Annotated in this window: 18 protein-coding genes; 7 read left to right on the top strand and 11 right to left on the bottom strand. The window is 60.0% G+C overall.

Translation table 11 applies throughout. From position 1 onward, the window contains the following. Position 1 precedes the first annotated feature (1 nt). From ACTHND_RS00660 to ACTHND_RS00645, 4 genes are all read right to left on the bottom strand, one after another. On the bottom strand, positions 2–1,015 hold the full coding sequence (locus tag ACTHND_RS00660; RefSeq protein WP_440175297.1) for an alpha-ketoacid dehydrogenase subunit beta: 1,014 nt from the start codon (positions 1,013–1,015) through the stop codon (positions 2–4). A gap of 2 nt (positions 1,016–1,017) precedes the next feature. Beyond that, complete coding sequence (locus tag ACTHND_RS00655) at positions 1,018–2,247, bottom strand: thiamine pyrophosphate-dependent enzyme (RefSeq protein WP_440175296.1); 1,230 nt, start codon at positions 2,245–2,247, stop codon at positions 1,018–1,020. A gap of 141 nt (positions 2,248–2,388) precedes the next feature. Further along, entirely contained in the window at positions 2,389–4,731 is a 2,343-nt protein-coding gene (locus tag ACTHND_RS00650; RefSeq protein ID WP_440175294.1) for a Tat pathway signal protein, read from the bottom strand. A gap of 80 nt (positions 4,732–4,811) precedes the next feature. Continuing rightward, positions 4,812–7,772 (bottom strand): TonB-dependent receptor domain-containing protein, encoded by a 2,961-nt coding sequence (locus ACTHND_RS00645; protein ID WP_440175293.1) that lies wholly within the window; start codon positions 7,770–7,772, stop codon positions 4,812–4,814. Between the two features lie 329 nt (positions 7,773–8,101). On the opposite strand from ACTHND_RS00645, the gene ACTHND_RS00640 reads away from it, so the two are divergent. Then, positions 8,102–9,097: a cupin-like domain-containing protein gene (locus ACTHND_RS00640; RefSeq protein ID WP_440175291.1), complete on the top strand. Its 996-nt coding sequence runs from the start codon at positions 8,102–8,104 to the stop codon at positions 9,095–9,097. 71 nt (positions 9,098–9,168) lie between these two features. Beyond that, the gene (locus ACTHND_RS00635; RefSeq protein ID WP_440175290.1) at positions 9,169–10,437 is read left to right on the top strand and encodes an MFS transporter; all 1,269 of its coding nucleotides are present in this window, start codon (positions 9,169–9,171) and stop codon (positions 10,435–10,437) included. Positions 10,438–10,472: 35 nt separating this feature from the next. Here ACTHND_RS00635 and ACTHND_RS00630 read toward each other — a convergent pair whose 3' ends face one another. Beyond that, on the bottom strand, positions 10,473–12,893 hold the full coding sequence (locus ACTHND_RS00630) for a beta-L-arabinofuranosidase domain-containing protein (protein ID WP_440175288.1): 2,421 nt from the start codon (positions 12,891–12,893) through the stop codon (positions 10,473–10,475). A 95-nt stretch (positions 12,894–12,988) separates the two neighbouring features. On the opposite strand from ACTHND_RS00630, the gene ACTHND_RS00625 reads away from it, so the two are divergent. The 4 genes from ACTHND_RS00625 to ACTHND_RS00610 all read left to right on the top strand — a co-directional run bounded on the left by ACTHND_RS00625 (position 12,989) and on the right by ACTHND_RS00610 (position 17,666). After that, the gene (locus tag ACTHND_RS00625) at positions 12,989–14,749 is read left to right on the top strand and encodes a DUF885 domain-containing protein (RefSeq protein ID WP_440175286.1); all 1,761 of its coding nucleotides are present in this window, start codon (positions 12,989–12,991) and stop codon (positions 14,747–14,749) included. Positions 14,750–14,765: 16 nt separating this feature from the next. Then, on the top strand, positions 14,766–15,701 hold the full coding sequence (locus ACTHND_RS00620; protein ID WP_440175285.1) for a glycoside hydrolase: 936 nt from the start codon (positions 14,766–14,768) through the stop codon (positions 15,699–15,701). 54 nt (positions 15,702–15,755) lie between these two features. Continuing rightward, positions 15,756–16,565 (top strand): class I SAM-dependent methyltransferase, encoded by an 810-nt coding sequence (locus tag ACTHND_RS00615; RefSeq protein ID WP_440175283.1) that lies wholly within the window; start codon positions 15,756–15,758, stop codon positions 16,563–16,565. Between the two features lie 123 nt (positions 16,566–16,688). Next, a complete protein-coding gene (locus tag ACTHND_RS00610; protein WP_440175282.1) occupies positions 16,689–17,666 on the top strand; it encodes a glycoside hydrolase family 43 protein in 978 nt (325 codons plus the stop codon). A 64-nt stretch (positions 17,667–17,730) separates the two neighbouring features. Here the strand turns inward: ACTHND_RS00610 and ACTHND_RS00605 are convergent, their stop codons facing one another. The 4 genes from ACTHND_RS00605 to ACTHND_RS00590 form a co-directional block, all read right to left on the bottom strand. Continuing rightward, positions 17,731–18,138, bottom strand: coding sequence for a DUF1398 domain-containing protein (locus tag ACTHND_RS00605; protein WP_440175280.1), 408 nt, complete (start codon positions 18,136–18,138; stop codon positions 17,731–17,733). A 42-nt stretch (positions 18,139–18,180) separates the two neighbouring features. Next, positions 18,181–18,642 (bottom strand): MarR family winged helix-turn-helix transcriptional regulator, encoded by a 462-nt coding sequence (locus ACTHND_RS00600; protein ID WP_440175279.1) that lies wholly within the window; start codon positions 18,640–18,642, stop codon positions 18,181–18,183. 99 nt (positions 18,643–18,741) lie between these two features. After that, on the bottom strand, positions 18,742–19,935 hold the full coding sequence (locus ACTHND_RS00595; protein WP_440175277.1) for a M24 family metallopeptidase: 1,194 nt from the start codon (positions 19,933–19,935) through the stop codon (positions 18,742–18,744). Positions 19,936–19,945: 10 nt separating this feature from the next. Then, complete coding sequence (locus ACTHND_RS00590) at positions 19,946–21,208, bottom strand: NAD(P)/FAD-dependent oxidoreductase (protein WP_440175276.1); 1,263 nt, start codon at positions 21,206–21,208, stop codon at positions 19,946–19,948. A 283-nt stretch (positions 21,209–21,491) separates the two neighbouring features. Here ACTHND_RS00590 and ACTHND_RS00585 point away from each other — a divergent pair, with 283 nt between their 5' ends. After that, positions 21,492–22,157: a GntR family transcriptional regulator gene (locus ACTHND_RS00585; RefSeq protein WP_440175275.1), complete on the top strand. Its 666-nt coding sequence runs from the start codon at positions 21,492–21,494 to the stop codon at positions 22,155–22,157. A gap of 65 nt (positions 22,158–22,222) precedes the next feature. On the opposite strand, the gene ACTHND_RS00580 is transcribed toward ACTHND_RS00585, so the two are convergent. Together ACTHND_RS00580 and ACTHND_RS00575 are read right to left on the bottom strand one after the other, a co-directional pair. Continuing rightward, positions 22,223–23,647: an amino acid permease gene (locus ACTHND_RS00580; protein WP_440175273.1), complete on the bottom strand. Its 1,425-nt coding sequence runs from the start codon at positions 23,645–23,647 to the stop codon at positions 22,223–22,225. Positions 23,648–23,704: 57 nt separating this feature from the next. After that, positions 23,705–26,485, bottom strand: coding sequence for a DUF5695 domain-containing protein (locus tag ACTHND_RS00575; protein ID WP_440175272.1), 2,781 nt, complete (start codon positions 26,483–26,485; stop codon positions 23,705–23,707). Between the last annotated feature and the right edge of the window lie 9 nt (positions 26,486–26,494).

Genomic DNA, 26,494 nt, shown 5'->3' with positions numbered 1-26,494 from the left:
ATCAGTTCTCCATGGCAGAGTTGAGCGCCCGGATAATGCGGGCAGGTCCGGGGAAATAGTCCCATTCAAAGGCGTGTGGGTAAGGCGTATCCCAGCCGCAGACCCGGCCGATCGGCGCCTTCAGGTGATAGAAGCAGCGCTCCTGGATCAGGGCCGAAAGCTCGGCGCCAAAACCGCTGAAGCGCGAGGCTTCGTGGACAATAACACAACGCCCAGTCTTCTTCACCGAGGCCGTGATGGTGTCGATATCGAGCGGCACGATCGAGCGCAGGTCGATCAATTCGACATCAAGACCACTTTCCTCGATCGCCGACAGCGCCACATGCACCATGGTGCCGTAGGCGAGCACCGTCACCTCGCTGCCCGGTCGGGTGATTGCCGCCTTGCCGAGCGGCACTGTGTAGTGGCCTTCCGGCACCTCGGCGTCCTTATGGCCCGCCCAGGTCTTCATCGCCTGGTCGGGACGACCATCGAACGGTCCGTTATAGATGCGCTTGGGCTCCAGGAAGACGACCGGATCATCGCATTCGATGGCGGCGATCAGCAGCCCCTTGGCGTCATAGGGGTTGGACGGGATCACCGTTTTGAGGCCGGTGATGTGGGCGAAGATAGCTTCCGGCGACTGACTGTGTGTCTGGCCACCGAAAATACCGCCGCCATAGGGCGAACGCACGGTCAGAGGCGCCCAGAATTCGCCGCCCGACCGGTAACGCAGGCGCGCCGCCTCGGAAACGAGCTGGTCATAGGCCGGCAGGATATAGTCGGCAAACTGGATTTCCACCACCGGGCGCAGGCCATAAGCGCCCATACCGATAGCCGCGGCGATAATGCCGCCCTCGCTGATCGGCGCATCGAAGCAGCGGGTCAGGCCGTGCTTTTCCTGGAGTTTGTCGGTAACGCGGAAAACCCCGCCGAAATAGCCGACATCCTCGCCAAAGATCAGGGTATCCGGATCGCCGGCAAGCGTGATATCGAGCGCATTATTGAGCGCCTGGATCATGTTCATGCTGGCCATGTTTATGCCCCCAGCTCTTTGCGTTGCTCGATCACGCGCCAGTCCGGTTCCTTGAAGACACCTTCGAACATCTCGGCCACCGGCGGCTTGGACTGGCCCAGCGTGCCCACCGCCTCACCTTCGCGGACGGCGGCATTGATCTCTTCCGTCAGTTCGGCGGTCAGGGACTCATGACGCGCCTCGTCCCATTCGCCGATGGTGATCAGGTGTGTTTTCAGCCGCACGATCGGATCGCCCAGCGGCCAGTGGACCGGCTCGTCGACCGGCCGGTACTTGGTCGGGTCGTCGCTGGTCGAATGGCCGGCGGCACGATAGGTGAAAAACTCGATCAGGGTCGAACCGAGATTGGCATGGGCGCGTTCGGCCGCCCATTGCGTCGCCGCGCAGACCGCCAGAAAGTCATTGCCATCGACCCGCAGGCCGGGAATGCCGTAGCCGATGGCCTTGGCGGCGAAGGTGGTATCACGCGGATTGGCAATACCGGCGAAGGTCGAGATCGCCCACTGGTTATTGGTGACGCACAGGATCGCCGGGGCGCGATAAACGCCGGCGAAGGTCAGGGCTTCGTGGAAATCACCTTCAGCGGTCGTGCCTTCGCCGACATAGCCGAGCGCGATCTTGTCGTCATTCTTGTAGGCCGAGGCCATGGCCCAGCCGACCGCATGACCGAAGCGGCTGCCGAGATTGCCGGAGAGCGAATAGAAGCCGTACTCCCGCGCCGAATAGAGCACCGGAAGTTGGCGCCCCTTCAGCGGGTCTTTTTCATTGGAAAACAACTGGTTGACAAGATTGATCAGCGGGTAATCGCGCGCCATCAGCCAGCTCAGGACGCGATAGGTCGGGAAGCACATGTCTCCCTGCCCCAGCATGAGGGATTGCGCCGCGCCGATGGCCTCCTCGCCAGTCGATTTCATATAGAAACTGGTCTTGCCCTGGCGCTGGAGACGGAACAGCTTATCATCGAACAGGCGCGTCTGAAGCATGGCGCGCAGCCCCTTGCGCAGCAGATCGGGCGACAGATCGGGCGCCCAGGGGCCGACAGCATGGCCTTCCTCATCGAGCACCCGCACCAGCGAGAACGGCATGTCGCGCATATCGGCTTCGCAACCAAGCGGTTCCGGACGGCGCACCGATCCGGCTTCGGGCACCACCAGGCCATCGAAGTTCACGGGTTCCCCCGGCCGCGCCTGCGGCTTGGGAATATAAAGCTGAAGACGCGTCTTATCCGGCATCTGACTGCACTCCCTGTGTCGGCTTTTTTTGTCAGCTTGCCACGACCCCTTAAGTAAAATCTTCCTTTCTTTGCTGAAAATGAGCCGAAAACGAAATTGTTATCCTGTGAGAACCGCCGAACTCAGAAGAACTAACTGGCGTCAGGCGGTCAGAGCCGGTTTGGCAAGACTGACCTCTATAGTAAGTTCCGCGTGCTTGCCCGGTTTGAAGCTCACTATATCGCCGGCCAGCTTTACGGTTTTGCCACCAAGCCGGACGCTTTTTACCTTTATGCCCTCAGGCAGGCGCAGGCTGAGTTGCACCTCATCCGGCCGTCCTTCGCCGTGGAATGTCACCTTTCCGGTTACCTTTTCGCCAACACCCTGCAGAGCCAGGTCAACCCTGCCCCAGCGGGTGGGCGCGCCCTCGATGCGGATTGGCTGGCCGGAGGCGAACCACTGGCGCGGAATGGCCTTGCCGAGATAAAGCGTCTCGCTATCCGAGGCTTCGAACACCAGCATCCAGCGGACCAGTTTCGGAATGGTGAGCTGTGCCGGGACGCAATAGAGCGGCAGGTCACCATCTATGCCCGTCACTTCACCCGCCACCCAGGTGCCCGGCGTATGCGAATGATACCGGTGTGAATGCAGGAACAGCAGATATTCCTCGATGCGGCCGGAACGCAGAAGCTGCTGGGCATACCCGTAGGAGATAAAGCCAAGCTGGCTGCGCGAGGTTTCATTAGCCGGCGCGATATTGGCGACCACGCCGATGCAGGTGCCGCCATGGCCGCGTACCCCATCGATCACCGTCTGCGCCAGGTCAGCCGGCAGGACATCGGCGTGCAGCATTTCGGCGTAAACGCGATGCGCCCAGCCCTGTTCGGTGCGCTGCTTCTTCTCCCGCGCCTCGGCATAGGCTTCGCGGTGGGTCAGTTTCGCTCCCGGCAGGACGGCGACATAGGCCGGCGTCAGATCCTTGCGGACATTCGCGCGCAGGGTCTTCACCAGTTGCGCCTGAAGCTGATCGGCCCGGCGATTCCAATCGGCCGCCAGCGCCGCCTGGTCCGGCGTAATCATCTGCCAGACGCGGGCGATATCGCGCCAGCCGCGCACGGCAAAGGCGGAATTATTCCAGTACGGCTTCCACCACAGGGTCGGATCGGGATGCAGGCAGGCATCGGATTCGCTCCAGCCATCGATCAGGCCGAAACCGGCGTCATCGGCAGGCTTCTTCAGGCTGAGGTCGTGCATTTCGGTCAGGATGGCCGCGGTATTGGCGATCTTCCCGGCGTGCTTGCGCAGGGTCGCCACATCGCCGGTATAGGCGAAATAACGCGCCAACAGGCTGAGGGTCAGGCCGAATTGCGGCGTTTCCGGCCCGCGCATATTGATCATGCCGTCTGCTGCGGTGAAGTCATTGAAATAGTTGTCGAGCACCGCCTTAGCCTGATCGAAACGGCCCCATTCGAGGTTGGTATATAGCGACGAGGTCAGGATATCCTGGAAACCATCATATTCCGGGCCGAAATAATCACGATCGACCACGCCGTATTTCGGATAGACGCCCTGCGGCCGGGTCATCAGTTCCTTGGCGAAGGCGTGGCTGACCATGTCGCCCAGCGCCTTGTCGGGGACGGTCAGGACGCATTGATCCCTTACCTCATTCTGCCAGTAGGCGGCAAAATCGAACAGCCCCTTGTAGAAATCGGCGGCGGCCGGTTCCGTCCGGCGCGGCGGATAGGCGGCATAGGAATAGCCAAAGGCCGTCTTCACCGGCTTGCCGTTGTCATACTGGATCGTGCGGTGCCAGGTCTGGACCAGCAGGGCGTCGGGCGCTTTAACATCGGCAAAGACCAGCAGGTCGTAGTAGCGCGTCGGCGACACCTCGATGATCTTGTGGATCGCCGGCAGCCAGCCACCAAGCAGCCCTTCCCAGCGCTTTTTCGCCATGTCGTCGCCCTGCAATTCCGGAAAGGCGTGCTCCGGCCGGTAGCCGCGCGTGCGGCCATTCGGGAAGACCGGCATGGTGTCGCCCTGCTGGCGCGTGCCGACAAAATTGGTCCAGGCCATGCGGGTGTATAGGCCCTCCGGCGTGTAGTTCCAGCCCAGTGGCGGCGCCGCGCGGCGCACCTCTTCAGGATCGGGATCGCCACCGCCAGCCAGCAGCCTGTCGGCAAGCAGGTCGGCATCGGCCAGACAGATGTCCTTCAGTGCCAGGCCGAGATAGGGCGGCGTGATATCATCGAAACAGGCTTCCAGCCGCTTAGGCAATACCAGCGCCTGATCACTTTTAACGAAGGTGATGACGCCGTCGCGCCGGTCTTGGTCTTCATAGACGATCCAGCCGTCGAATTCGGCCAGCTTCGCGTGGCCCGTCACCGGCGCATCATCTGCCGGTATGAATATCGGCCCAGCCAGCGCCGGTTCGGCAAAGGCAGGGGCGGCTACAGCGGCCACTGTGGAGCCCATGAGAAAGGCGCGGCGGTCAAAACGGACAGGCATGAAGGCTCCTTATGGTCAAAAAAAGGGCGTTGCCGGCCTGAACCGACAACGCCCCTGGGTACGCTCAGATACTTACACGCTTAGAAAGAGGTCGACAGACCAAGGAAGAACATCCGGCCCAGCGGATCATAGGTGCTGGGGTAGGTATTGCCGTTGCCGTTCTGGACCAACAGGCCACCCATGATGGCCGGTGGATCCTTGTCGAACAGGTTGTTGACACCGGCGCGCAGCACGAGGCCGTGCGGCAGGTTCTTTGTCATGGCCAGATCGATATAGTTATAGGCTTCGATCTCGGCATTGCGGGTCGACTTGGTACCGGTCAGGTACTGGTCGTCGGTATTGGTGGCCAGTTCGGCCTTACCGAAGTAGCGCCAGTTGACCGAAACCGTGGTCGGCGCCCAGACGCGATCACCCGGAACCGCCCAGGTGGTGCGCAGATTGTGCCTCCACTTCGGCTTGGGCTGACCACAGGCGCCGCCGAACAGGCCGGTGCAGTCATAGGAGCCGAGGCCCGGAAGCACTTCGGTTTCCAGCGAGTTCAGGTAGGTGCCGACCAGCGAGAAGTTGAGGCTGCCGTAATCGTGGCCGAATACCTGTGCCGTTTCCAGGCTGTAGGTCGCACTGACGTCCACACCCGTGGTTTCCAGGAAACCGGTGTTGATGTTGGTGTTGATGACATAGCCACCCAGCGCCTTGTTGTAACCAAACAGCGCGCCTGTGACCGGATTACGCACGATCAGGCCGCAGTAGAATGAGTCGCCGGTATTTACGCACTGGCTGACGGCAACCTGAGGATCGACCGTGCCGATATAACCTTCGATACGGATCTTGTAGTAGTCCAGACTGACAGCGAGCGGCAAGCCGCGCGGCGTGAAGACCAGGCCATAGGTGGTTGTCTTGGCTTCTTCAGGATTGAGGTCCGGATTACCGCCACCAAGACCGGAACCGACATCGGCCGGCGTGGGTTCGATATGGCCGTACCAGGCTGCGGTAACGCCGGTGCGGGCACATTCTGCCTGGGACTTGGCCGGGGTCGGGCCGGCGCAGGGATCGATCAGGCCGACGTTACCGACCTGCTGTGACGCAAACAGTTCGCTGACATTGGCGGCGCGCATGGCCTTGTTGTAGCTGGCGCGGAACAGGATATCGCTCGTGGGCGCATAACGGCCTTCGATCTTATAGGTCTCGGTCTTCTTTTCCTCGCCCTTGGCCGTCGGAGATTCCGAATTATAGGTAGAGCTGCGGTAACCAAGCGAGGCATTCAGAGACTTGATGCCCGGTTTGTTGCTGACAATCGGCACTTCCACTTCGGTGAAGTATTCGTCGGCCCAGATCTTGCCATGTGCCTCGGGAATTTCGGCATCCAACTGCGTCTGGTCCCGCTTCTCGTCAATGGCTTCCTTGCGGCTTTCAACACCGAGGACGACAGCGACGCCATCATCCGCCCAAGGGGAGGTGATGCCGTACTTGCCCAGGTCACCGCTGACGAAGGCGTTGAAGACATTGATGCTTTGTTCGTTACGCGTGAAGGTCGGCGCATAGATGAATTCAAGACCTTCCGCCGAAGGTCCGTTGGCGCTGAAAACGTCGATCGGTTTACAGCCCTTCGACTGGTCGATACAGACCGGCGTACCGTTATCCATCACCGCCATCAGAGCCTGCGCCGCCAAGTCCTGATTGATGTCGTTCTGGTAGTTAAACTGACCGATTGTGGTGGCGTACATATAACTGGCGTCATAGCTCCAGGCATCGTTTATGGCGCCACGGAAGCCGCCGGCCAGACGATAGTCCGTGTGACGCATGTCGTTGCGACGACCGGGGCCCGTGGCAGCGCGATAGACGACCTGGGTCTGCGCGACCGCGTCCGTGCCATAGGCGGCACCACAGAGAATGGCGCCTTGTTGCGCGCTCAGGAAGGGGTTATCGCAGTTGACGTCAAAGGCGCGGCCGGCCCAGATGGCCGAAGGCGCCACCTGACTGACCGAGTGGTCGTCCATGAACATGAAACTGCCATAAGCTTCAACATGCTCGTTGACCTTGTAGTTGGCGAAGAAGCCGGCATTGTAACGCTCGGAATTACGCAGGGTATAGTTGTCCGGCGCATAGTTGTAGTTGAACGACGGATCATTGGGAACCCAGGTTTTCGAGCCGTCCTTGGAGTTGGCATAATCCGTATTCTTGCCCGGAGAATCGATGACCGTACCGTCATCCATTGTGATCGTCAGAGGACGGAAGCGGCCAAAAGCGTGCGAACTGGAACCACCGCAGCGGAAGGTCGAACCATCGGGATCATCAAATTCGAGCGCGCAGTTCGAATAGTCGCGTGCGTCCTGGCGTACGGCTTCCATTTTACGATAGCCGAAATAGCCGGTGACATTACCCTTGCCATCTTCGAGATTGGAACCGAACGAAATGTTGAAATCGTATTTCTGACCATCCCAGACATTTTTCTTAGCCGGGGTGATGCCCTTGGCTTCCTGTATGCCACGCAGATAATCGTCGTCGTTGGTGTGTTGATAAATGCTGTACTGCGAATCAAACTTGATACCATTCAGGCGCTTGCGCATGATGAAGTTGACGACGCCGGACATGGCGTCTGAACCATAAACCGATGAGGCGCCACCGGTGAGAACGTCCGTGCGCTCCACGAGCGACGACGGAATGAAATTGAGGTCGACACCGAGCGTCGGCAGGAAGCGCTGGCCGTCGATCAGGACCAGCGAACGGTTGCCGCCCAGGCTGCGCAGGTTGACCCCCGCCGTACCATCGGAATTGTTCGACTGGTTTTCATTGTTGCCGGCTTCGATCTGCGGCAGTGCCTTCAGGAACGAATCCACGGCGATCGCGCCCTGGAGCTTGACTTCCTTGGTATCCACCGTGGTGATCGGCGAAGCGCTCTTCAGGTTGGGACGGCGGATACGCGTGCCGGTCACGACAACCGTAGTGGCCTGCGCGTCATCTACCGCAGGTGCCGCATCCTGCGCGAATGCCGGCGTGATGGCCAGTGCGGAACCGAGGGCTGTCAGAGCGACCCCGGTCATAATCAGCGCTCTTTTATTTATTTTCATCGTGAATCCCTTTTGCAAGCGCCAAACAAATTACCCGTTACACGGGCTGCATTCCGCAGAACCGCCGCATTTGACGCAGGAAGAAAACAATCATCACTTTTACAAAGCGTCAATTATAAATTATACGATTACGTTACATAAAGTATACGAATTTGTCCGATTTTCGCCATGTGAGACTTTTTTGTCATGTTTGTGACTGCGTTTTCGCTTTGTGCGACAAAGGAAACCACTATCATGAGGTGTCTTGCCGATCATCTCGCCGATAGCGAATTCAGATGTCGCGCCTCCCTTTTCAGGTTACCATGTCAAGCATCACCATATTCGAGTCCGTTACGCCGGAAGATTTCATCACCGACATTCGCGCTCGCAATAAGCCGGCCGTATTAAAAGGCGCACTCCGCGCCTGGCCGGCGGTCAGCCTGGGTCAGCAATCCGACGAAGCCCTGGTCGATTATCTGAAAAAGCACGATAATGGTGAACTGGCGGGTGTTTATCTGGGGGCGCCCGAGATTCGCGGCAATTTCTTTTACGGCACCAATACCCGCACGGAGAATTTTCGCCACGGGCCTGCCCCGATTGCCATGGCGCTCGACCGGCTGATTGCCGCGCGCACCCATGAGACCCCACAATCGATTTACGTGCAGTCAGTCCCCATAAGGACACATATGCCGGGGTTTGCCGATGAAAACCGGCTCGACCTGTTGCCCGATGTCGAACCGCGCATCTGGATCGGCAACCAGACGGTCACGCGCGCTCATTACGACCTGAACCACAATATCGCCTGCGTGGTGGCGGGCCGCCGGCGTTTTCATCTGTTTCCGCCGAAGCAACTGGTCAATCTCTATCCTGGCCCGTTCGACCGGACCATTGGCGGCGTGCCGGTCAGCATGGTCGATGCCGAAAAGCCTGATCTGGAGCGTTATCCCCGATTTGCTGAAGCGCAAAAGGTCATGCTGACCGCTGAACTGGAGCCCGGCGACGCCATCTATATCCCTTACGGCTGGTGGCATCAGGTCCATTCGTTGTCGCGTTTCAATGTGCTGGTCAATTACTGGTGGGACGATGCGCCAAAGGCCGCGGCCGGCGGCTATGAGGCCCTGTTCCATGCCATACTGGCTCTCCGCGACATGCCCGAAGATCATCAGGCGCTGTGGAAGACACTTTTCGACTATTATGTCTTTACCGGCGGCGAGGATCCGCTGGCGCACCTGCCGCCCGGCGACAAAGGTTCGCTCGGCCCACTGACCCCGGAACTGACGGCCCGCATCCGCGCCTTCCTGCGCAAGGGGCTGACCTGACCACAGCAATGGGGTTTCCCTAAAGTTAAAAATGGGCTAGAGCGCAGAATAACAAAGGGAAACCTCAGAAAATGACCAACCATCCAAAGCCGCTTAATTCGCCGTTCAAGGTGCTGATCGCCAGCCTGGCTGGCACGACCATCGAGTTTTTCGACTTCTACGTCTATGCCACGGCGGCGGTGCTGGTCTTCCCGACCCTGTTCTTCCCATCCAGCGACCCGACCTCGGCGATGCTGCAATCCTTCGCCACCTTCTCGATCGCCTTCTTTGCCCGGCCGATTGGCGCCATGGTCTTTGGCCATTTTGGCGACCGCATCGGCCGCAAGGCAACCCTTGTGGCCGCGCTGCTGACAATGGGCATCTCGACCGTGGTGATCGGCCTCCTGCCCGGCTTCAAACAAATCGGCGTATTCGCGCCGCTGCTGCTGTCGCTCTGTCGTTTCGGCCAGGGCTTCGGCCTCGGCGGTGAATGGGGCGGCGCGGTCCTGCTGGCCACCGAGAACGCCCCCGAAGGCAAGCGCTCGTGGTACGGCATGTTCCCGCAACTGGGCGCCCCGGTTGGGCTTTTCCTGTCCTCCGGTATCTTCTGGGTGCTGCTGCACTTCATCTCGCAGGACGCGCTGCTGAGCTGGGGCTGGCGCATTCCCTTCATTTCGTCGATCCTGCTGATCGCCGTTGGCCTGTGGATGCGTTTGTCGATCACCGAGACGCCGGAATTCCAGAAGGCCATCGATACCGAGGAGCGCGTCAAGGTGCCGCTGGCCGAGATTTTCCGCAGCCACAAGCGCAGCCTGTTCCTCGGCACCTTTGTCGCCATGGTGACCTTCGTGCTGTTCTATATCGCTACCGCCTACCTGATGTCCTACAATGTCAAGGTCCGGCATATCCCGTTCCTCGACGCCCTGGCGATCCAGATTTTCAGTTCGATTTCGTTCGGTATTTTCATTCCGTTATCTGGAAAGCTTTCGGAGCGCTTCGGCCGCCGCGCCGTGCTGATAGGCACTACTATCCTGATCGGCGCCTTTTCCTTCCTGCTGCCGGTCCTGCTGGGCGGCAGCGAATCCGGCATCCTGCTGTTCGCGGTCATCGCCATGGCGCTGATGGGCATGACCTATGCTCCGATCGGCACGGCGCTCGCCGCCCCCTTCCCCACCAGTGTGCGCTATACCGGCGCCTCCATGACCTTCAATCTGGCGGGCATTGTCGGCGCATCACTGGCACCCTATGCCGCCACCTGGCTGCAGGGCCATTATGGCCTGGCTTATGTGGGTTATTACCTGCTGGCGGCTTCGGTGATCACTCTGCTCTGCATTCTGGCCTCGCGCAAAGACGAAGTCTGAAAAAACCCGCCATCCGAAAATGGCGGGCATCTATTTTAGGCTTTCGTTCCGCCGGCTGCCGCGGCGGTAAACAGCTTGACCCCGAAGACCGGCCCGGCGGTCTTGCCTTCCTTCGGATCAAACTTGATCGTCACCCTGGCCTTGCCCTTGGTGAGTTCCAGCGGGATCGGGTAATCTACATCGATCCAGGCGCCGGGCTGGCGGCCGGTCAGGCGTTCGTGAGCGATGGCCACGCCATCGACCAGAATGTCGAACACGCGGTTGTTTTCCGACCCCCAGTAGGTCGCCTGCAGGATCAACGGCCCCACATCCTTGCCATCGCGCTGGGTATTCATCTCGAACGAGAAGAAACCGAGCGTGCGGGCATCACGGCCCTGGCGGCCGCGATAGATGACCGGATACGAGATTTCCGATTTCAGATTATGGTCGCGTTCTGGCTGCATCTCGCCGAGGTGCATGACATCGACCGACCGCGCCGCTTCGTCCTTCAGGCGGGCCTGCTCGGCCTTATAGGCCACCTGCGCCTCGGCCCATTCGGCGTCGTTATACTTGCTGAAATAGGTCGCGTTGCGGCGTTCCCACTGGGCATAGAAGGGCTTGAAGGTCATATCGCCCGGACGACCGATGCCATTCGTTTTGTAGACCGCCTGCTCGACCGATACAGGTGTGAAGCCGGCCAGCAGGTCGGCACCCACCAGAGCCGGCGCGTCGCTTTCCCACTTGTCTTCGGCAGCGCCGAGATCAGCGGTGAGTACCATCGGACCGCGCAGCAGGGCCACAACCTTTTCATCACCGGCCGTATGTTCAAACCGCAGATCGAGCGGCAGGTCGAGCGTAACCACATCGCCGGCGCGCCACTTACGGCGGACCAGGGCGTAGCCCTTGGCCGTGCTGGCCATTGCCGGCTTGCCATTGACCAGGATTTTCGACGAGGCCGCCCAGGCCGGAATGCGCAGGGCCACTGTGAAGGTTTTGGCGCCCGTTAGCTGGGTCACCTTGAAGGCGATATGGCCGTCATACGGATATTTGGTATCAAGCTGGAAAGCCGCCTTTTGCGCCGCCCAGTTCAACGTCGACGGAATATACAGGTTGACGAACAACGTATCATCTTGCTGCCAATAGATGCTGTCACCATGCTTGGAATGGCTTTCGATGCCGGTCAGCACACAGCACCAGAAATCATTTTCCGGCGAGGAGAACTCGCGCGCCGTGCCCGACATCAGCGGCATCATGTAGGAGAACATCCCCGTCTTCGGGTTCTGCTGCGCCAGGATATGGTTGAGATGTGCGCGCTCATAATAGTCGAAATAGGCAGCGTCCGGCGACCAGCTATAGAGATGACGCGTCAGCTTCAACATGTTGTAGCTGTTGCAGCTTTCGCAGGTCTGCTCGGTGATGTGAGTGGCAATGGTATCCGGCTCGAAGAAGTATTCGCGGTCGGCATTGCCACCGATGACGAAGCTGTGGTGCTGGGTCACGCGTTGCCAGAAGAAGCTGGCGGCATTGGCGTCCGAGGCATCGCCGGTGATTTCGTGCAGGCGCGCCAGCGCGATCAGTTTGGGGATCTGGGTATTGGCGTGGAAATTGGCCAGCTTGTCCTCGCCGGCCTTCAGCGGATCGAGCACCTTCTTGTCATAGATACGCTGCGAGAGTTTCAGCCAGCGCGGGTCATTCGTGCGGGTATAAAGTTCAGCAAAGGATTCGTTGAGCCCGCCGTATTCACAGTTGAGCATCTTCTGCGTCTGCTCGTCATCGAGCGCGGCGAAGACCTTCTCGATATAGCCGCCGAAGCCGACCGCGACGTCGATGGCCTTCTTGTTGCCGCAGTACTTGTCGGCATCGAGCAGGCCGGCGAACAGCTTGTGCAGGCTGTAATAGGGCGACCAGGCGCCGTTGAGGTCGAAACCGGCCGAACGGATATCGCCCGCCATGATTTCCGGGAAGATTTCCTTGCCGTCGACCAGCGAACCGTCCTTGCGCTTGCGCATTATGGCGCCGGTATAGCCGTCGCCCTGCGCCGCCTGGACCTTGGCCAGCTCATCGACAATATAGTTGACGCGGTTCAGGCATTCCGGATTACCCGTCTGGGCATACATCAGCGACAGGGCGCTGAGATAGTGGCCGAGCCCTTCGCCGGCGATGGTGTCGGATTCCCAGCCACCGTAGATCTCACCCTTGACCGGCAGGCCGGCGAACTTGTGATAATTGTGCAGGAAGCGATCCGGCGACAGGAACATCAGATATTTAGTGTTGGCCTCGACTGCATCATTGAAAGGCGACGGCAGAAGACGCACATGGTTCATCGGCACCGGTTGCACCACCGACGGCAGGGCTACGCCTGTATCCTTGGCATTGGCAACGCCACCGACCGATGCCAGAAGGCTGCCGGCCGCGGCGCCTCGCAGCAGAAAACGGCGATCGATGGTGGTTGAATGTGGCAGTATCGGGCGGGTCATTGAATAGCCTCGTTATGTGAATCCGGTAGTTGCGCCTAAACGATTATACTGTATACAATTGTCTGGCAATACATATAAATGTGAGGTCATCGCCGATGAAAGCCCTGCTGCACGCCACCGCCCTTACCGTCATCCTGACCTCGCTTTCCGCCCTGCCGGCCCTGGCCGATACGGCGACGGACCAGAAGTTCGAGTCCATATATAAGAGCGAATGGGACTGGCGCAGCCAGCAGGAAGCGGCAAACGAAGACAGCCCCTCCGGTGAAGTGGCGGCCCACCTGCCGGACGTTTCCGAAAAGGCTCAAACTGCCAAGCTGGTCCGCTGGCAGGACACGCTGAAGCAACTGGATACCGTCGATGTCAAGGCGCTCTCGCCCAAGGACGCCGAGGACTACCAGGTTTACCGCTTCCAGATCGAAACCCTGATCGCCGATCAGCAATTCAAGACCTACCAGCGCCCCTTAAGCGGTGACACCTCCTTCTGGGGCGACCTGGCTGGCATGGCACGCGGTACGTTCCACACTGAGAGCGATTATCGCAACTATATTGCGCAGCTCAACGATATGCCGCGCTATTTCAAGGACAATACAGACAATATGCGCGCCGGCCTGAAGCGTGGCTTCACCCTGCCGCAGATATCGCTCCAGGGCCGCGACGCCACCATCACCAGTGTGACCGACGCCAAGTCCATTGAAGACAATATCTACTACACGCCTTTCAAGTCGCTGCCGGCCACCATCCCTGCCGAGAAACAGGCCGAACTGCGGAAGCTGGCCGCCGATGCCATCACCAAGTCGGTGCTGCCTGCGCACAAGACCCTGCTGAAATTCATGCGCGAGGCATATATTCCCGGCGCCGCCAAGTCGATCGCCGCCTATGACCTGCCTGACGGCAAAGCCTTCTACCAGTCGCAGGTGCGCGAATACGCCACGGTCGACATGACGCCGGAACAGATTCACCAGATCGGCCTCGACGAAGTGGCCAAGATCAGGGCGGAAATGCTGACGATCAAAGACCAGGTCGGCTTCAAGGGTGATTTACCGGCCTTCAACGATTTCCTGCGCACGGATCCGCAGTTCTACGTCACCACGCCACAAGCCCTGCTCGACCGCGCCGCCTGGACCGCAAAGGAATTTGATGGCAAGGCGTCGCAGTATTTCGGCCGCCTGCCCCGTTCGCGCTTCGGGATTATTCCCGTGCCGGATGATATCGCCCCCTTCTATACCGGCGGCCGCGGCGGCCCCGGCGTCTACCTCGTCAATACCTGGAACCTGCCGTCGCGCCCGCTCTATTCGCTGCCGGCCCTGACCCTGCATGAATCGGCGCCGGGTCATGCCTTCCAGATGCCGCTGGCCGCCGAGAACACCGACCTGCCACCCTTCCGCCAGTACACCTATATCTCGGCCTATGGCGAGGGCTGGGCGCTCTATTCCGAACGCCTGGGCGTCGAGATGGGCATATATCACACGCCTTACGAGACCTACGGCATGTTGAGCTACCAGATGTGGCGCGCCTGCCGCCTGGTGGTCGATACCGGCATCCACGCCAAGGGCTGGACGCGCGAACAGGCCCAGAATTTCCTGCTGGAAAACACCGCTTTATCGAAGCATGAAGTGACCACGGAAGTGGATCGTTATATCGCATGGCCGGGTCAGGCCCTCAGCTACTATCTCGGCGAAATGGCCATCTGGAAGGCCCGTCACAAGGCCGAAGCCGCCCTGGGCGAAAAGTTCGACCTGCGCCAGTTCCACGACGCTGTCCTGCAACTGGGTTCGGTCCCGCTGCCCGTGCTGGAAGCCCGCGTCGACCGCTTTATCGCGGAAGGCGGCAAGGGCCCTTACGTAGACGAGAAGTAGCATGAAGCGGGGGATTTTGGCTGCTTCCGCAATCGCCTTGTCCTTGTCGTCAGGCTTTGCGCTGGCGACCGAGACCGAACGCGCCGTTATGGCGAAAGCGGAAATTCCGTCCTTCGACGCCCGCCTTATCACCCGCCCGCCGCAATGGCTGAACCTCGCCCCGTTCTACCAGAAATATGCCGATGCCGGCGGCATCCCGATCATCGGCTCGAAGAATGTCCCTGACGCCGGCATCATGATCGCGCGCGACATCGTGCTATACATGCTTTCAGAGCGGCCGGATATCCGCAACCAGTTGATCCGGGATGGCGCCCGCGTCGGCATCATGGCGATCGACGAAACCACGACAGATATTCCTGAACAAAGCGACTGGAAAAAGCCGGCCATCGATGATCCGCGACTGTCGAAATGCGACGTGCGCGACTATGCCAAGACCATAGGTTTGCAGACGGACCGCGATTATTGGGCGAAGCGGGCGCGCGGCATGGGCGGCACCTATACCACCGGTGCCGCGGAAAACATCATGGGCGTGCCCGGCACGCGGTATTATGGCGAAAATATCCTCGTTCACGAGTTCTCGCACAGTATTTTCGAAGCCATTCGCACGGCCGATCCGGCGCTTGAGGCGCGCGTTGAAGCCGCCTACGCCCATGCCAAGGAAAAGCGTCTGTGGCAGGGCGCCTACATGGCCAATACGCTGGACGAATACTGGGCCGAGGGCACGCAGTTCTGGTTCAATTCCAACAAGGCCTATATCACCGACACCCTGACCGTGCTCAATGCCAAAGATTTTCAGGCCCACGATCCGGAATTCTACGCCCTTCTGTCAGAAGTCTATCGCTGGGATCATCGCATTCCGGCCGATATTTATTACTTGCACCCCGCCCGCATGAACACGGCGCACATCAGCCTGGACGAAAGCGGCAAGGCGAAAGATGACTGTTTCTCTTAAGCTGGCAGCGTAGTACACTCTCTTGCGGCCTGATGCCGGAGAGCGGGTACAATCATGCGGGACTCAGACAAGGTATTCGCGGGCTCGGTGCCGGAAAATTACGACCGTCACATGGTGCCGCTGATCTTCCAGCCCTATGCCGACGACATGGCCCGACGCGCGGCCGCCCTGAAGCCGGATGCGGTTCTGGAAATCGCCGCCGGCACCGGGGCCGTCACGCGTGCCCTGGCGCCGCAATTGCCACCTGACGCCCGCTATATCGTCACCGATCTGAACCCACCGATGCTCGATTACGCGGCCTCACGGCAACCGCCTGATCAGCGTATCCGATGGCAACAGGCCGACGCCATGGCGCTGCCGTTTGCAGACGAAAGCTGCGATATCACCTTCTGCCAGTTTGGCGCCATGTTCTTTCCGGATCGCGCACAGGCTTACCGCGAAGCCCGGCGTGTACTGAAAGCCGGCGGACGTTTCCTGTTCAGCGTCTGGGATCGCATCGAGACGAATGTGTTTGCCGATGACGTGACCAACGCCCTCGCCCGCCTCCTCCCCGCCGATCCACCGCGTTTCCTGGTCCGCACCCCGCATGGCTACCGCGATACGGCAGTGATACGTAATGAACTGGAGGCCGTGGGCTTCACGGATGTGGCCATAGACACCCGAACCGAAACCAGCCGCGCGCCATCCCCACGTCATGTGGCCACCGCCTATTGCCAGGGCACCCTTCTGCGCAATGAAATCGAGGCCGCCGGTGGAAACCTGGACACTGCGACCGATTATGTCACCGCTGCGCTGGCCGAAAGACATGGTCATGGCGCGATCGCCGCGAAGATACAGGCGCACGTCATCACGGCTATGATTTGACAAGATGCCTGCGCGCGATGTAAGGGCAATTGTCTGACATTTACCCCTCAATGTATCCAGAGCCCGCAAATGCCCGTCTTTAACCGTCGTCACTTTCTAACCACATCCGCAGGTGCCGGTCTGATGTCCCCCATTCTTGCGCAGGCGGCTGAGCGTCCGTCGAAGATCGTCAATCCGCTGGTCCTGCAACGCGCCGATCCGCAGGTATTCCGGCATGACGACGGCTATTACTACATGATGGCCTCTGTGCCCGAATATGACCGGCTGGCCATCCGTCGCGCCCGCACCCTGGCCGGCCTGGCGACAGCGGAAGAGGCTGTGGTCTGGCGCCGCCCGGAAAGCGGCCGGATGGCCGGCTATATCTGGGCGCCGGAACTGCATCATTTCGACGGCCAGTGGCACATTTATTTCGCCGCCGGCAATGGCGACGACAAGTTCCATATCCGCACCTATGTGCTCTCCTGCCCGGATACCAACCCGCTGACCGGAAAGTGGTCCCTGAACGGACAGCTTGAAACCCCGTGGGATACCTTCACTCTCGATTCGACGACCTTCGTCCATCGCGGCGTGCGCTATCTGTGCTGGGCACAGCACGAACCGGGCATCGACACCAACAGCAATCTCTACCTGGCGCCCCTGGCCACACCGACGACGCTGGCCGCCCAGCCGGCTCGCCTGACGGTCCCCACCTATGACTGGGAAACCATCGGCTTCAAGGTCAATGAAGGCCCGGCCCTTTTGGCGCGCAACGGCCGTCTCTTCCTGACCTATTCGGCCGCCGCCACCGACTATCATTACTGCATGGGTATGCTGACCGTGCGCGACGACGCCGACATCATGGATCCGGCGTCATGGATAAAATCACCGGAACCGGTATTCAAAAGTTCGCCGGCCCATAATGTCTGGGGCCCCGGTCACAACAGCTTCACCATCGATGAAAACGGGCGCGACATGCTGGTCTATCACGCCCGCGACTATAAGGAGATCCAGGGCGATCCCCTGTTCGATCCGAACCGCCATACCCGCGTCCAGCCGATCCAGTATACAGCCGATGGCATACCCGATTTCGGTGAACCCGTGGCCAACGGCCCGTTGGTTTAGAGACTTTCAGCGTTCTTCATGCAATCCTGAGGCCAGGTCCGCAGGGGCAAAGGCCAGCCTCTTGTCAGGCCTGTCCGGGAAAATGCTCGATATGGATTTCGGCCGTCCGTCCGAAATAAAGGACACGGCGGCCCGGAATAGACACGATATAGCCAGCACAGCCAGCCAGCATCACCTTGCGGCAAAAGCTGCGATAGGTATAGCCCGCCGCATTGGCCTGGGCTTCACGGATCGCAGCCTGCAGGCCTCCGCTGTCGAAAGTGGCCGCCACCGGCACCTCAAGAGGAGCGAATGAAAGGTCCAGGCTTTCACCGTCCGGCTGATAATATGTCTTGGCCAAGCGGCGATAGTCAACGCTGTACCCCTCGATACCGACGGAATGAAGTTTTTCCAGTATCTGCGGAAAGTTCATTCGATCGCTTTCGGACGCTTCGTGGCAATCCTGGATAACGGATTTAACAGATGTGTGCATGGCTTCACGCCTTCTTAGATGAACTGGAACAAGTAACGGCGCCTAGCTGACAGGTACGGCCGTCAATCCACGCCGCGTAATAATATCCTTGAGCAGTCGCTCAATTTCCGCTCGCTCGACTGGCGTCAGGTGGCCGAAAAATTCGGCGTCGTTGCTATCCGCCAGCGCCGAGAGTTCGGGGATAAGTCCCTGCCCTGCCGCCGTGATGGTCAGGGTCTGGGCCCGCGCGTCTTCCGGATTGGCCTGGCGGCTGACCAGGCCCTTGGCGATCAGGCGGTCTGCCAGTTTGGTGATGGCCCCGCGCGTCATGCCCATCCGCTCCGCCAGCCGGCTGGGAGCGATGGTATCCGCATCATAAAGCTCTCTCAGCAGAACCCATTCCGCCACGGTGACGTCGCGGCCCTCCAGCTTGCGGGCAAAGGCATGGGAAACATGGTTAGAGACGAACCTCAGCCAGAAGCCGAGGTGTGAAGTCAGAGGCGAGGGTTTTACGGCAGTGGTCATGGCGGCCTCATTTGTTGACTAGGAAATTATACAATATAATTTCCTAGTCAACAAAATAATCTGAAAAGAACCGGCGAAATTATCCGCTGGCTCTCGCAACTATACCCTGTCAATCGCTTCCTGCGGTTCGGTGAACCATTTCGCGCCGTTTTCGGTGACGTACATGTGGTCTTCCAGGCGAACGCCGAAGGTATCCGGCACCACGATCATCGGCTCGTTGGAGAAGCACATGCCCGACGCCAGTGGGGTCTTGTCGCCGCGCACCAGATAAGCGGGCTCGTGGATGCTGAGGCCAATGCCATGCCCGGTGCGGTGCGGCGTGCCCGGCAGATTGTAATCCGGCCCGAGGCCATGCTTTTCCAGAACGGCGCGCGCGGCATAATCCACCGCCTCGCACGGCAAACCGACCTCGACGCGGGCAAAGGCGGCGGCCTGGGCTTCCTTCTCGATATCCCATATCCTCTGATATTCTGGTTTTGGCTGGCCGAAGATATAGGTACGGGTGATGTCGGAGGTATAGCCCTGCACGTAGCAGCCGGTATCGACCAGCACCAGATCGCCTTCCTTCAGGCGCTGCTCGCCTGGCAAGCCATGCGGGAAAGCTGTGCCGCGGCCGAACTGAGTGATAACGAACGAATTGCCCGAAGCCCCCAGCTTACGGTGCGCCGCCTCGATGAAGGTGTTGACCTCTTTCGTGGTAATGCCTTCATATAGCATCCGCGCCGTCGCCTTGTGAACCAGGATGGTCATGTCCTTGGCCTGCTGCATCAGGGCCAGTTCGGCCGCCGACTTGTACATGCGGCAGCCATTGATGACCGACGAGGCTTCTTTGATATCGAGCCCGGTTTCGCGGCCCAGACGGCTGACCATCTCTAACGACATGGCCGGATCGACGGCGATCACCTTGGCACCCCAGTCGCTCATGGCCTCGCCGATCAGGGCGTGCGGGCTCTCGTGCTCCTGCCACAGGCGGAACTCGGCGGTAATCTTCATATCGGCTTCGAGCGAGCCCAGCTCGAAGAACGGACAGATCATCAGCGGATCACCCCCAAAAGCATCAGAGGCCGGAATCAGCATCCCGACCAGACGTTCGGAAGCGCCCCATGGTACGCCGGCGAAATAGTTGAGGCTGGCTCCGGCCCCGACCAGAAGCGCATCGGCGCCCATGTCACGGGTCAGCTTTCGCGCCTTCTCAATACGCGCCAGGCGTTCGGCAATAGTGATGGCCGGCGCCTGATGGGCATAGACCGACAGCTTCGCCAGTTCGGCTTCGGGGGTGGATGAACCGATCATGGGAGATTCCTTACTTGAAACGCGACAGGTCGAACGCACCAGGCGCCCGGCCGGTCGCTATCATCTCGGCAACAATTTCGCCGGTAACGGCGCCCAGGGTCAAGCCGAGATGCTGGTGGCCGAAAGCATAATAGAGATTATCTGCCCTGGCAGATTGTCCGATGGCGGGCAGGTAGTCCGGCAGGGTCGGCCGCGTGCCAATCCATTCTTGTATTTTGGCCGCCCCCTCGCCTTTGAACGGCAGGCCAAGCTCACCGACGTGCCGGCGCAGACGCGCCCACTTGCGCGGGTCCGGCGCGGCATCTGCGCGATTGAACTCCACAAATGAAGCCGCCCGCAAGCCATTTTCAAAGCCCGTCACTATCATCGAGCGATCTTCGAAGACCACCGGCGGGAAGCCCTTCGGCCAGCCATGATCCGGGGTCTGGATATGATAGCCGCGCTCGGCGATCATAGGCACGGCTTCACCCAGACCTTCCAGCAGGGGTTTGGAGCCGATGCCGGCCGCAATCACAACCGTATCGGCCGTCAGTTGCTCACCCCCGCTCAGCACTACCCAGGCGCTGCCCTTGCGGATAAGCAGTTTTTCGACGCGCTCAAACAGATATCGGCCACCGCGCTCGATGAAACGTTCGCCCAGAGTCTCCAGCATCCGGCGCGTGTCGGCGATCTGCGCCGTGCCGATAAAGCGAATCGCCCCGTGGATCTTCTTTTGCGTCAGCGCGGAAAGCTGCGCCATTTCATCGTCGCTCACTGGCCGCAGGCTGGCCGTTCCGGTATCGGCGGCTGACCACGCGCGCAGCCCCTTCGCGGCGCTTTCCGGGGTTTCCCAGACGACAAAATGGCCGTCTTCACAGAGCAGGTCCGGCGCCCCCATATCCGCTACCCGCCGTTGCCACGCGGGCATGGCCTGGGCCAGAAGACTTTTCAGGGCCACCTTGCCTTGCGCGAAATGCCTGGGTTGCGCCGCGGCCAGCAGGCGCAGCGAAAAGGGCATCCAGGCAAAAAAACCTTGCGGCGGCAGGGAAAGCGCACCGCCACGCATAAACCAGCGCCGCCAGGCCGATTTTACCGTCGCCATGGAGGCAAGCGGTTCGGCCTGCTCGGTGGCGATATGACCAGCATTGCCATAGGACGCCGAGTCCCGGCTGCCGCTGTCGCACAAGGTGACATGAAATCCCTGCGCCTGAAGCGCCAGGGCGATATTCAGGCCGACCACGCCGCCACCAATGACCAAACTCTTCTTAAGTGCGTTATTTTGAGGCGCCGACATCGACCAGTTTCATCCGCATTGCCATAGATCACCAACGATCGTATACGATATATGCTTTTCGCAATCCATAGGCATATAAAGAAAAACCTGTCATACGCTCCAGCCCGCCGGAGCCTGCGCCTCCGCCACAGAGCTTGCGCGTGCCCCGGCATTACGAAAATGTCAGAATTTAATCCCTGACACCGGTTGCGCCCTTGAAATAGCACCAGACTGGTGTCTAGTGTATACTATATAAAAATAGCGCAGGACTCATGTGAACCCTGTCGCCCTCCGGAAAACTTCCATGACCATTGTGGTTCAAACTCTCTCCGAACAGATCTTCTCCCTGGTCCGTGACCGCATCATCTCCGGCAAACTTCCCACCGATACAGCCATACGACAGGATGCCCTGGCCGCTGAGCTGGGGGTCAGCAAGATTCCCCTGCGCGAAGCCCTCGCCCGCCTGGAGCAGGAGGGCCTGCTTCTCTCCCACGCCAATCGCGGTTTCTTCGTCCGCCCGCTGAATGCCGATGAGGTTGAAGAGGTCTTCGCTCTGCGTCTCAAGCTCGAACCCGAGGCCGTGGGCGAAGCCGCAAAAGTGGCCACGGACGCTGACCGGAAAGCCGCCCGCACCGCGCTCGATGCGCTTGATGTTGCCGCCAGTGGCGACAAGACCCAGGTGGGCAAGCTTAACCGCGCCTTCCATATGTCGCTCGTCTATCCGCTGCATCGCCAGATCACGGTCCAGATTATTGAGCGCCTGAATATCATCTCGGAACGCTATGTCGGCAAGCACCTGGAGCCGGCCGGCCGCGATGATCGCGCCCACAATGAGCACCTGGCCCTGTTTGAACTGTGGGCCACCGGCAAGTCGGATGAGGTCTCCGCCCTGATGCGACAGCATATCGCCATGACGCTGGAAGACCTGCGCAAGCAGTTCGAAACGGAAAAGACGGCTACCAGCGCTTAAGTTTCATCCCAGACAACAAAAAGGCCCCGGATCGCTCCGGGGCCTTTTATTTTGTGGCGCTTGCCCTACTCAGCGGGTGTCGCCTTGGCTTCCTTGCGCAGGCGGCTGTTCCACCGGCCGAACGAGAAGTAGAAGACCAGGCCGATGGCCATCCAGATCAGGGTGAAGACCTGGCTCTGGATCGGCAGGCTGGAAAAGATGAAGATACAGCCGCCGATGGTGATCAGCCCGACCAGCCAGTAGAGCGGCGTCTTGAAGGTCCGCTGCATGTCCGGCAGTTTCCTGCGCAGGATGATCATGGAAAGGGCCACGGCGACGAAGGCAATCAGGGTGCCGGCGTTGGAAAGTTCAGCGATCTGCTTCAAAGGAATAAAGCCGGCGAAAATGGCGACAAAGATGCCGGTCAGCAGGGTGATCAGGGCCGGTGCCCCCTTCGCATTGACCTTGGCTACGGCTTGCGGCAGCAGACCGTCACGCGCCATGACAAAGAAGATGCGGCTTTGGCCGTACATCATGACCAGAATAACCGACGGCAGGGCCACGATGGCGGCGCCACCAACCAGGGAGGCCACCAGCGGCTGACCGAGCGTGCGCAGGACGTGCGGCAGGGGTTCGCCCGAAGCGGCGATATCCTGATACCCAACAGCCCCAACGGCGACAGCGGCCACCAGCATGTAGATGATGGTGGAAACGCCCATGGACCCCAGGATACCGATGGTCAGATCGCGGCCGGGGTTCTTGGCTTCTTCGGCCGAGGTCGAAACGGCATCAAAACCGAAGAATGCGAAAAAGACGATAGCCGCCGCGGCCATGACGCCGAGTTTTTCACCGCCGACCTCATGCGCCAGGAAACCGAAGGGCATGAAGGGATCGTAGTGACCGGCCTGAATCGCGGGAAAACCCAGCAAGACAAAGGCGCCGAGCGCCACGATCTTGACGATGACCAGAATGATATTGAGCGTGGCGCTTTCACGGGCGCCGATCAGCAACAGCCCCATGACCGCCAGGGACACAAGAACGGCGGGCAGATTGACCAGTCCGCCGGCATAAGGACCGTTGAGCAGGAAGGCCGGCAAATGCAGACCAATGCCCTCTTCCAGCCAGCCGACCAGGTGCGCCGACCAGCCGACAGCCACCGTCGAACAGGCCAGGGAATATTCGAGGATCAGCGCCCAGCCGACGACCCAGGCCACGATCTCGCCCATGCTGGAATAGCTATAGGTATAGGCCGAACCGGCGGTCGGGATCAGCGTCGACATTTCGGTATAGCAAAGGGCCGCGCAGGCGCAGACAATGCCGCACAGGGCAAAGGAAATGATCACGCCCGGCCCGGCCAGCCCCGCACCGACGCCGGTCAGGGTATAGATACCGGTGCCGATGATGCCGCCGATGCCCAGCGCCATCAGATGCGGCCAGCTCAGTGTCTTGGCCAGCGTCTTGCCGTCTTCTTCCGCGCGCCTCAGCGGCTTCAGTGGTCCAAATAATCCCATTGTGTTTCCCAAAAATATAATTGGCCACGATCCGGACGGATCGTGGCCTGATGAGTGTTAATTGGCTTTTGGCGTCAGTTCAATAGTCGTTGCATTTGCACCGAGTTGAATGACATAGGCGCCGCGCTCGGTTTGGGTGTTCGCCGTGTAGGGTTTGCCGGTGGCGGTCGTGGTCTTGACGTTGAGATAGGCTTTCGGCGTGTGCGTATCCGCCGGCGCCAGGCTGACCGTAACCGCGCCCGTTTTCGGATCATAGGTGGCGGCGGTGAACTTGCCGGCATCGAGGGTGAGCCACAGCCCCGCCGGCGCAATGAATATCCGGGCGCGGGCGCTGTCGGTCGGTTTCAGGGCGATGATCCCGTCTGCCTGGCTGACATTGCCGCCGAAACCGGTCCAACCAAAGGTCGGATGATCGACCAGATATGACGCGGAGGCCACCGCATGGCCATAGAAGCTCATGCCGTAATCGCCGTTCATGCCGTCCCAGTGCATGGCATCCGGGAAGGAGTGGAAAGCGGCGGCGCCGAAGCCTTCGCTATCGATATTGGTCAGCGATCCCATCAGGCCGCCATAGGCGACGCGCAGAAGCTGGAAGTCGGACGGATTGGCACGATAGGCGTCAAACAGAGGCACGGCGTTAAGTGAGGAGCCATAGTGGTGCAACTGGCGCTCGATGCGCGACTGTTTGCCGGCATAGAGGAAGTCCCAGAAGCGGCGGGCCGAGCCATTATAACCCCAGTGCGGGATGGTCGGATCATAGGCCAGGATGACCTCGCGCGTCACATCGGCGGCCTTTTCGTCACCGAAATAGCGTGACCACATATAGACCTCGGCCTGGCCGGTCGAATCCCACGGCATTTCTGAACCGAACGGATATTTCAGTGTCTTCCAGATATCGGCACGGCCCTTCATCATCGTCTCGATTTCGGCGGCCTCGTCCGTATAGCCTTCACGCTTGAGGTCTTGCAGGATGTAAACGAAGACATCGCCTTCCATCTGGCCGAACTGGGTATAGTAAGGCGCCTTGGTCATCATCGCCTTGGTCGTCTCTGCCGCACGGGTCAGATAGGTTTGCCAGGTTTCTTTCGTCGTCAGCCCGTCATGATAGCGGCCGAGGCGGTACAGCGTCCACCAGGCGGCGGCGACGTGCGGATAGTTGTAGGAGCGGCCAAGATCGGCGGCGCCTTCACGGTCCCAGGCCGACCAGGTGTTCCAGTTCAGCTTCGGATCATAGGTGCCGTCCGGCATGGTCTTCGGATCGTAGAACATGACCGATTTGCGCACGCCGTACTTGTCAGGCCCTTCCGGCGTCTGGATCTGCCCCCACAGGGTGGTGTCGGCGAACTGCTCGAACTTGGCCACCTCTTCCGGCACCGGATTATCGAGTTGCTTCATGATGGTGGCCAGCCACGAACCGGCGCCCCCCTCATCGCTCAGGCCCGCCACCCAGACGCGGTTGTCCTGGGTGATGATCGCGTTCTTGTCACGGTCATAGCCCATGATCGACGGGCTGCGCTTGAACGGATCTGACGGATTTTCGTACCACTGCTTCGTCGTCAGGAAATGGCCCATATCGGCCACCACCTGCTGTTCGGGCTTGGTGACGAGATAATGCACGGTCTGCACCGAACCATCGGCATAGGTGATGGTCATACGGGCGCGGCCGTCAATCTTGCCGGTGACGGCATATTTTACCCAGCCGTCTTTCGCATTCTGCGAGGCACCAACTTCAAGCGCGCCTTTGGGGAAGACGCTGACCGACGTCACGGCCTGCGCCGAATGGACGAACAGTTCGGCATCGGTATCGGTCGGCACCACATAGCCAGGCAGGCCGACGACGACCGGACGATCATTCTGCATCAGGGTAGTCTCGATGTCGCGTACACCTGGCGACAGCACAAAGCGCACACCGATCGTGCGGCTTTCACCGGCCTTCAGCACCAGCGAGGTCGGGTCATTCCATTGCTGGATGCCCTTCCAGTCGGTATCGGCGAAGCCCTTCGAGGCCACCATCCAGTCGTAAAAGCCCTCGAAGGTCATGTTGCGCGGCTCGGGATCGTTGTAGATCTTCAGCGACTTGTCTTCGTTACGCTGATTGAGGATCGGCTTGTACAACTCGAACGGCGTGTTCTTTTCCGGCAGGACCAGCAGCGACGGCCCTGCGCCATTCAGGCGGTTGACCTGGAGATAGCCGGCGTCACGGCCGACATAGGGGTCATAGAATGAGGCGGTTTCGTGGGCATCATCGAGATGACGGCCGGTAATGATATTGTCGAACACCATCGGCAGCCCCAGTCCACCGATCTCGATGGTGGTCTTGCCCGGATTGGTCAGGGTATAACGCAGAACCAGCTTGCCGGCGACGACCGACCAGGTGCGCGTCACCTTCAGCGGAAAGCCAGCCCCAAGCGAAGGCGTGATGTCGGCGGCGGCGAGCGCGCCGTTCACCTTCAGCGGCTTGACCTTGGCGCGCTTGAAAGCGGTCGAATAGTCGCTCCAGGCCTCACTACCGGCTATCCGCAGACGCAGGTCGAGATCGCCGACGCGATAGGCGCCATCCCCCAGGCGCTGGGTAAAGCGATTGGAAGGCGCAAAGTCAAAACCATCCTTTGCCGCTTTCGGCGCCAGCGACACCAGGGTCTGCGAGGTTTCCTGCAGCGACAGCATGAAGTCCGGCGTCTCGAAAACCGATACCTGCGCGTCAGGGCTGTTCCAGGGCTGTACCGCCGCAGCAGTTTGCGCCATGACCGGCAGGGCGACACCACTCATTGTCAGGGCCGCGGCCAGAACCAGCAGGCTCGAACAGCGGCGGAAAGCGGAGACGGTGCGACGGGTCATAACTGGCCT

The organism is Asticcacaulis sp. (assembly GCF_051954415.1).
Taxonomy (GTDB): Bacteria; Pseudomonadota; Alphaproteobacteria; order Caulobacterales; family Caulobacteraceae; genus Asticcacaulis.
Note: the sequence above shows the minus strand (reverse complement) of the source record. Positions and strands in the feature narration are given on the sequence as shown.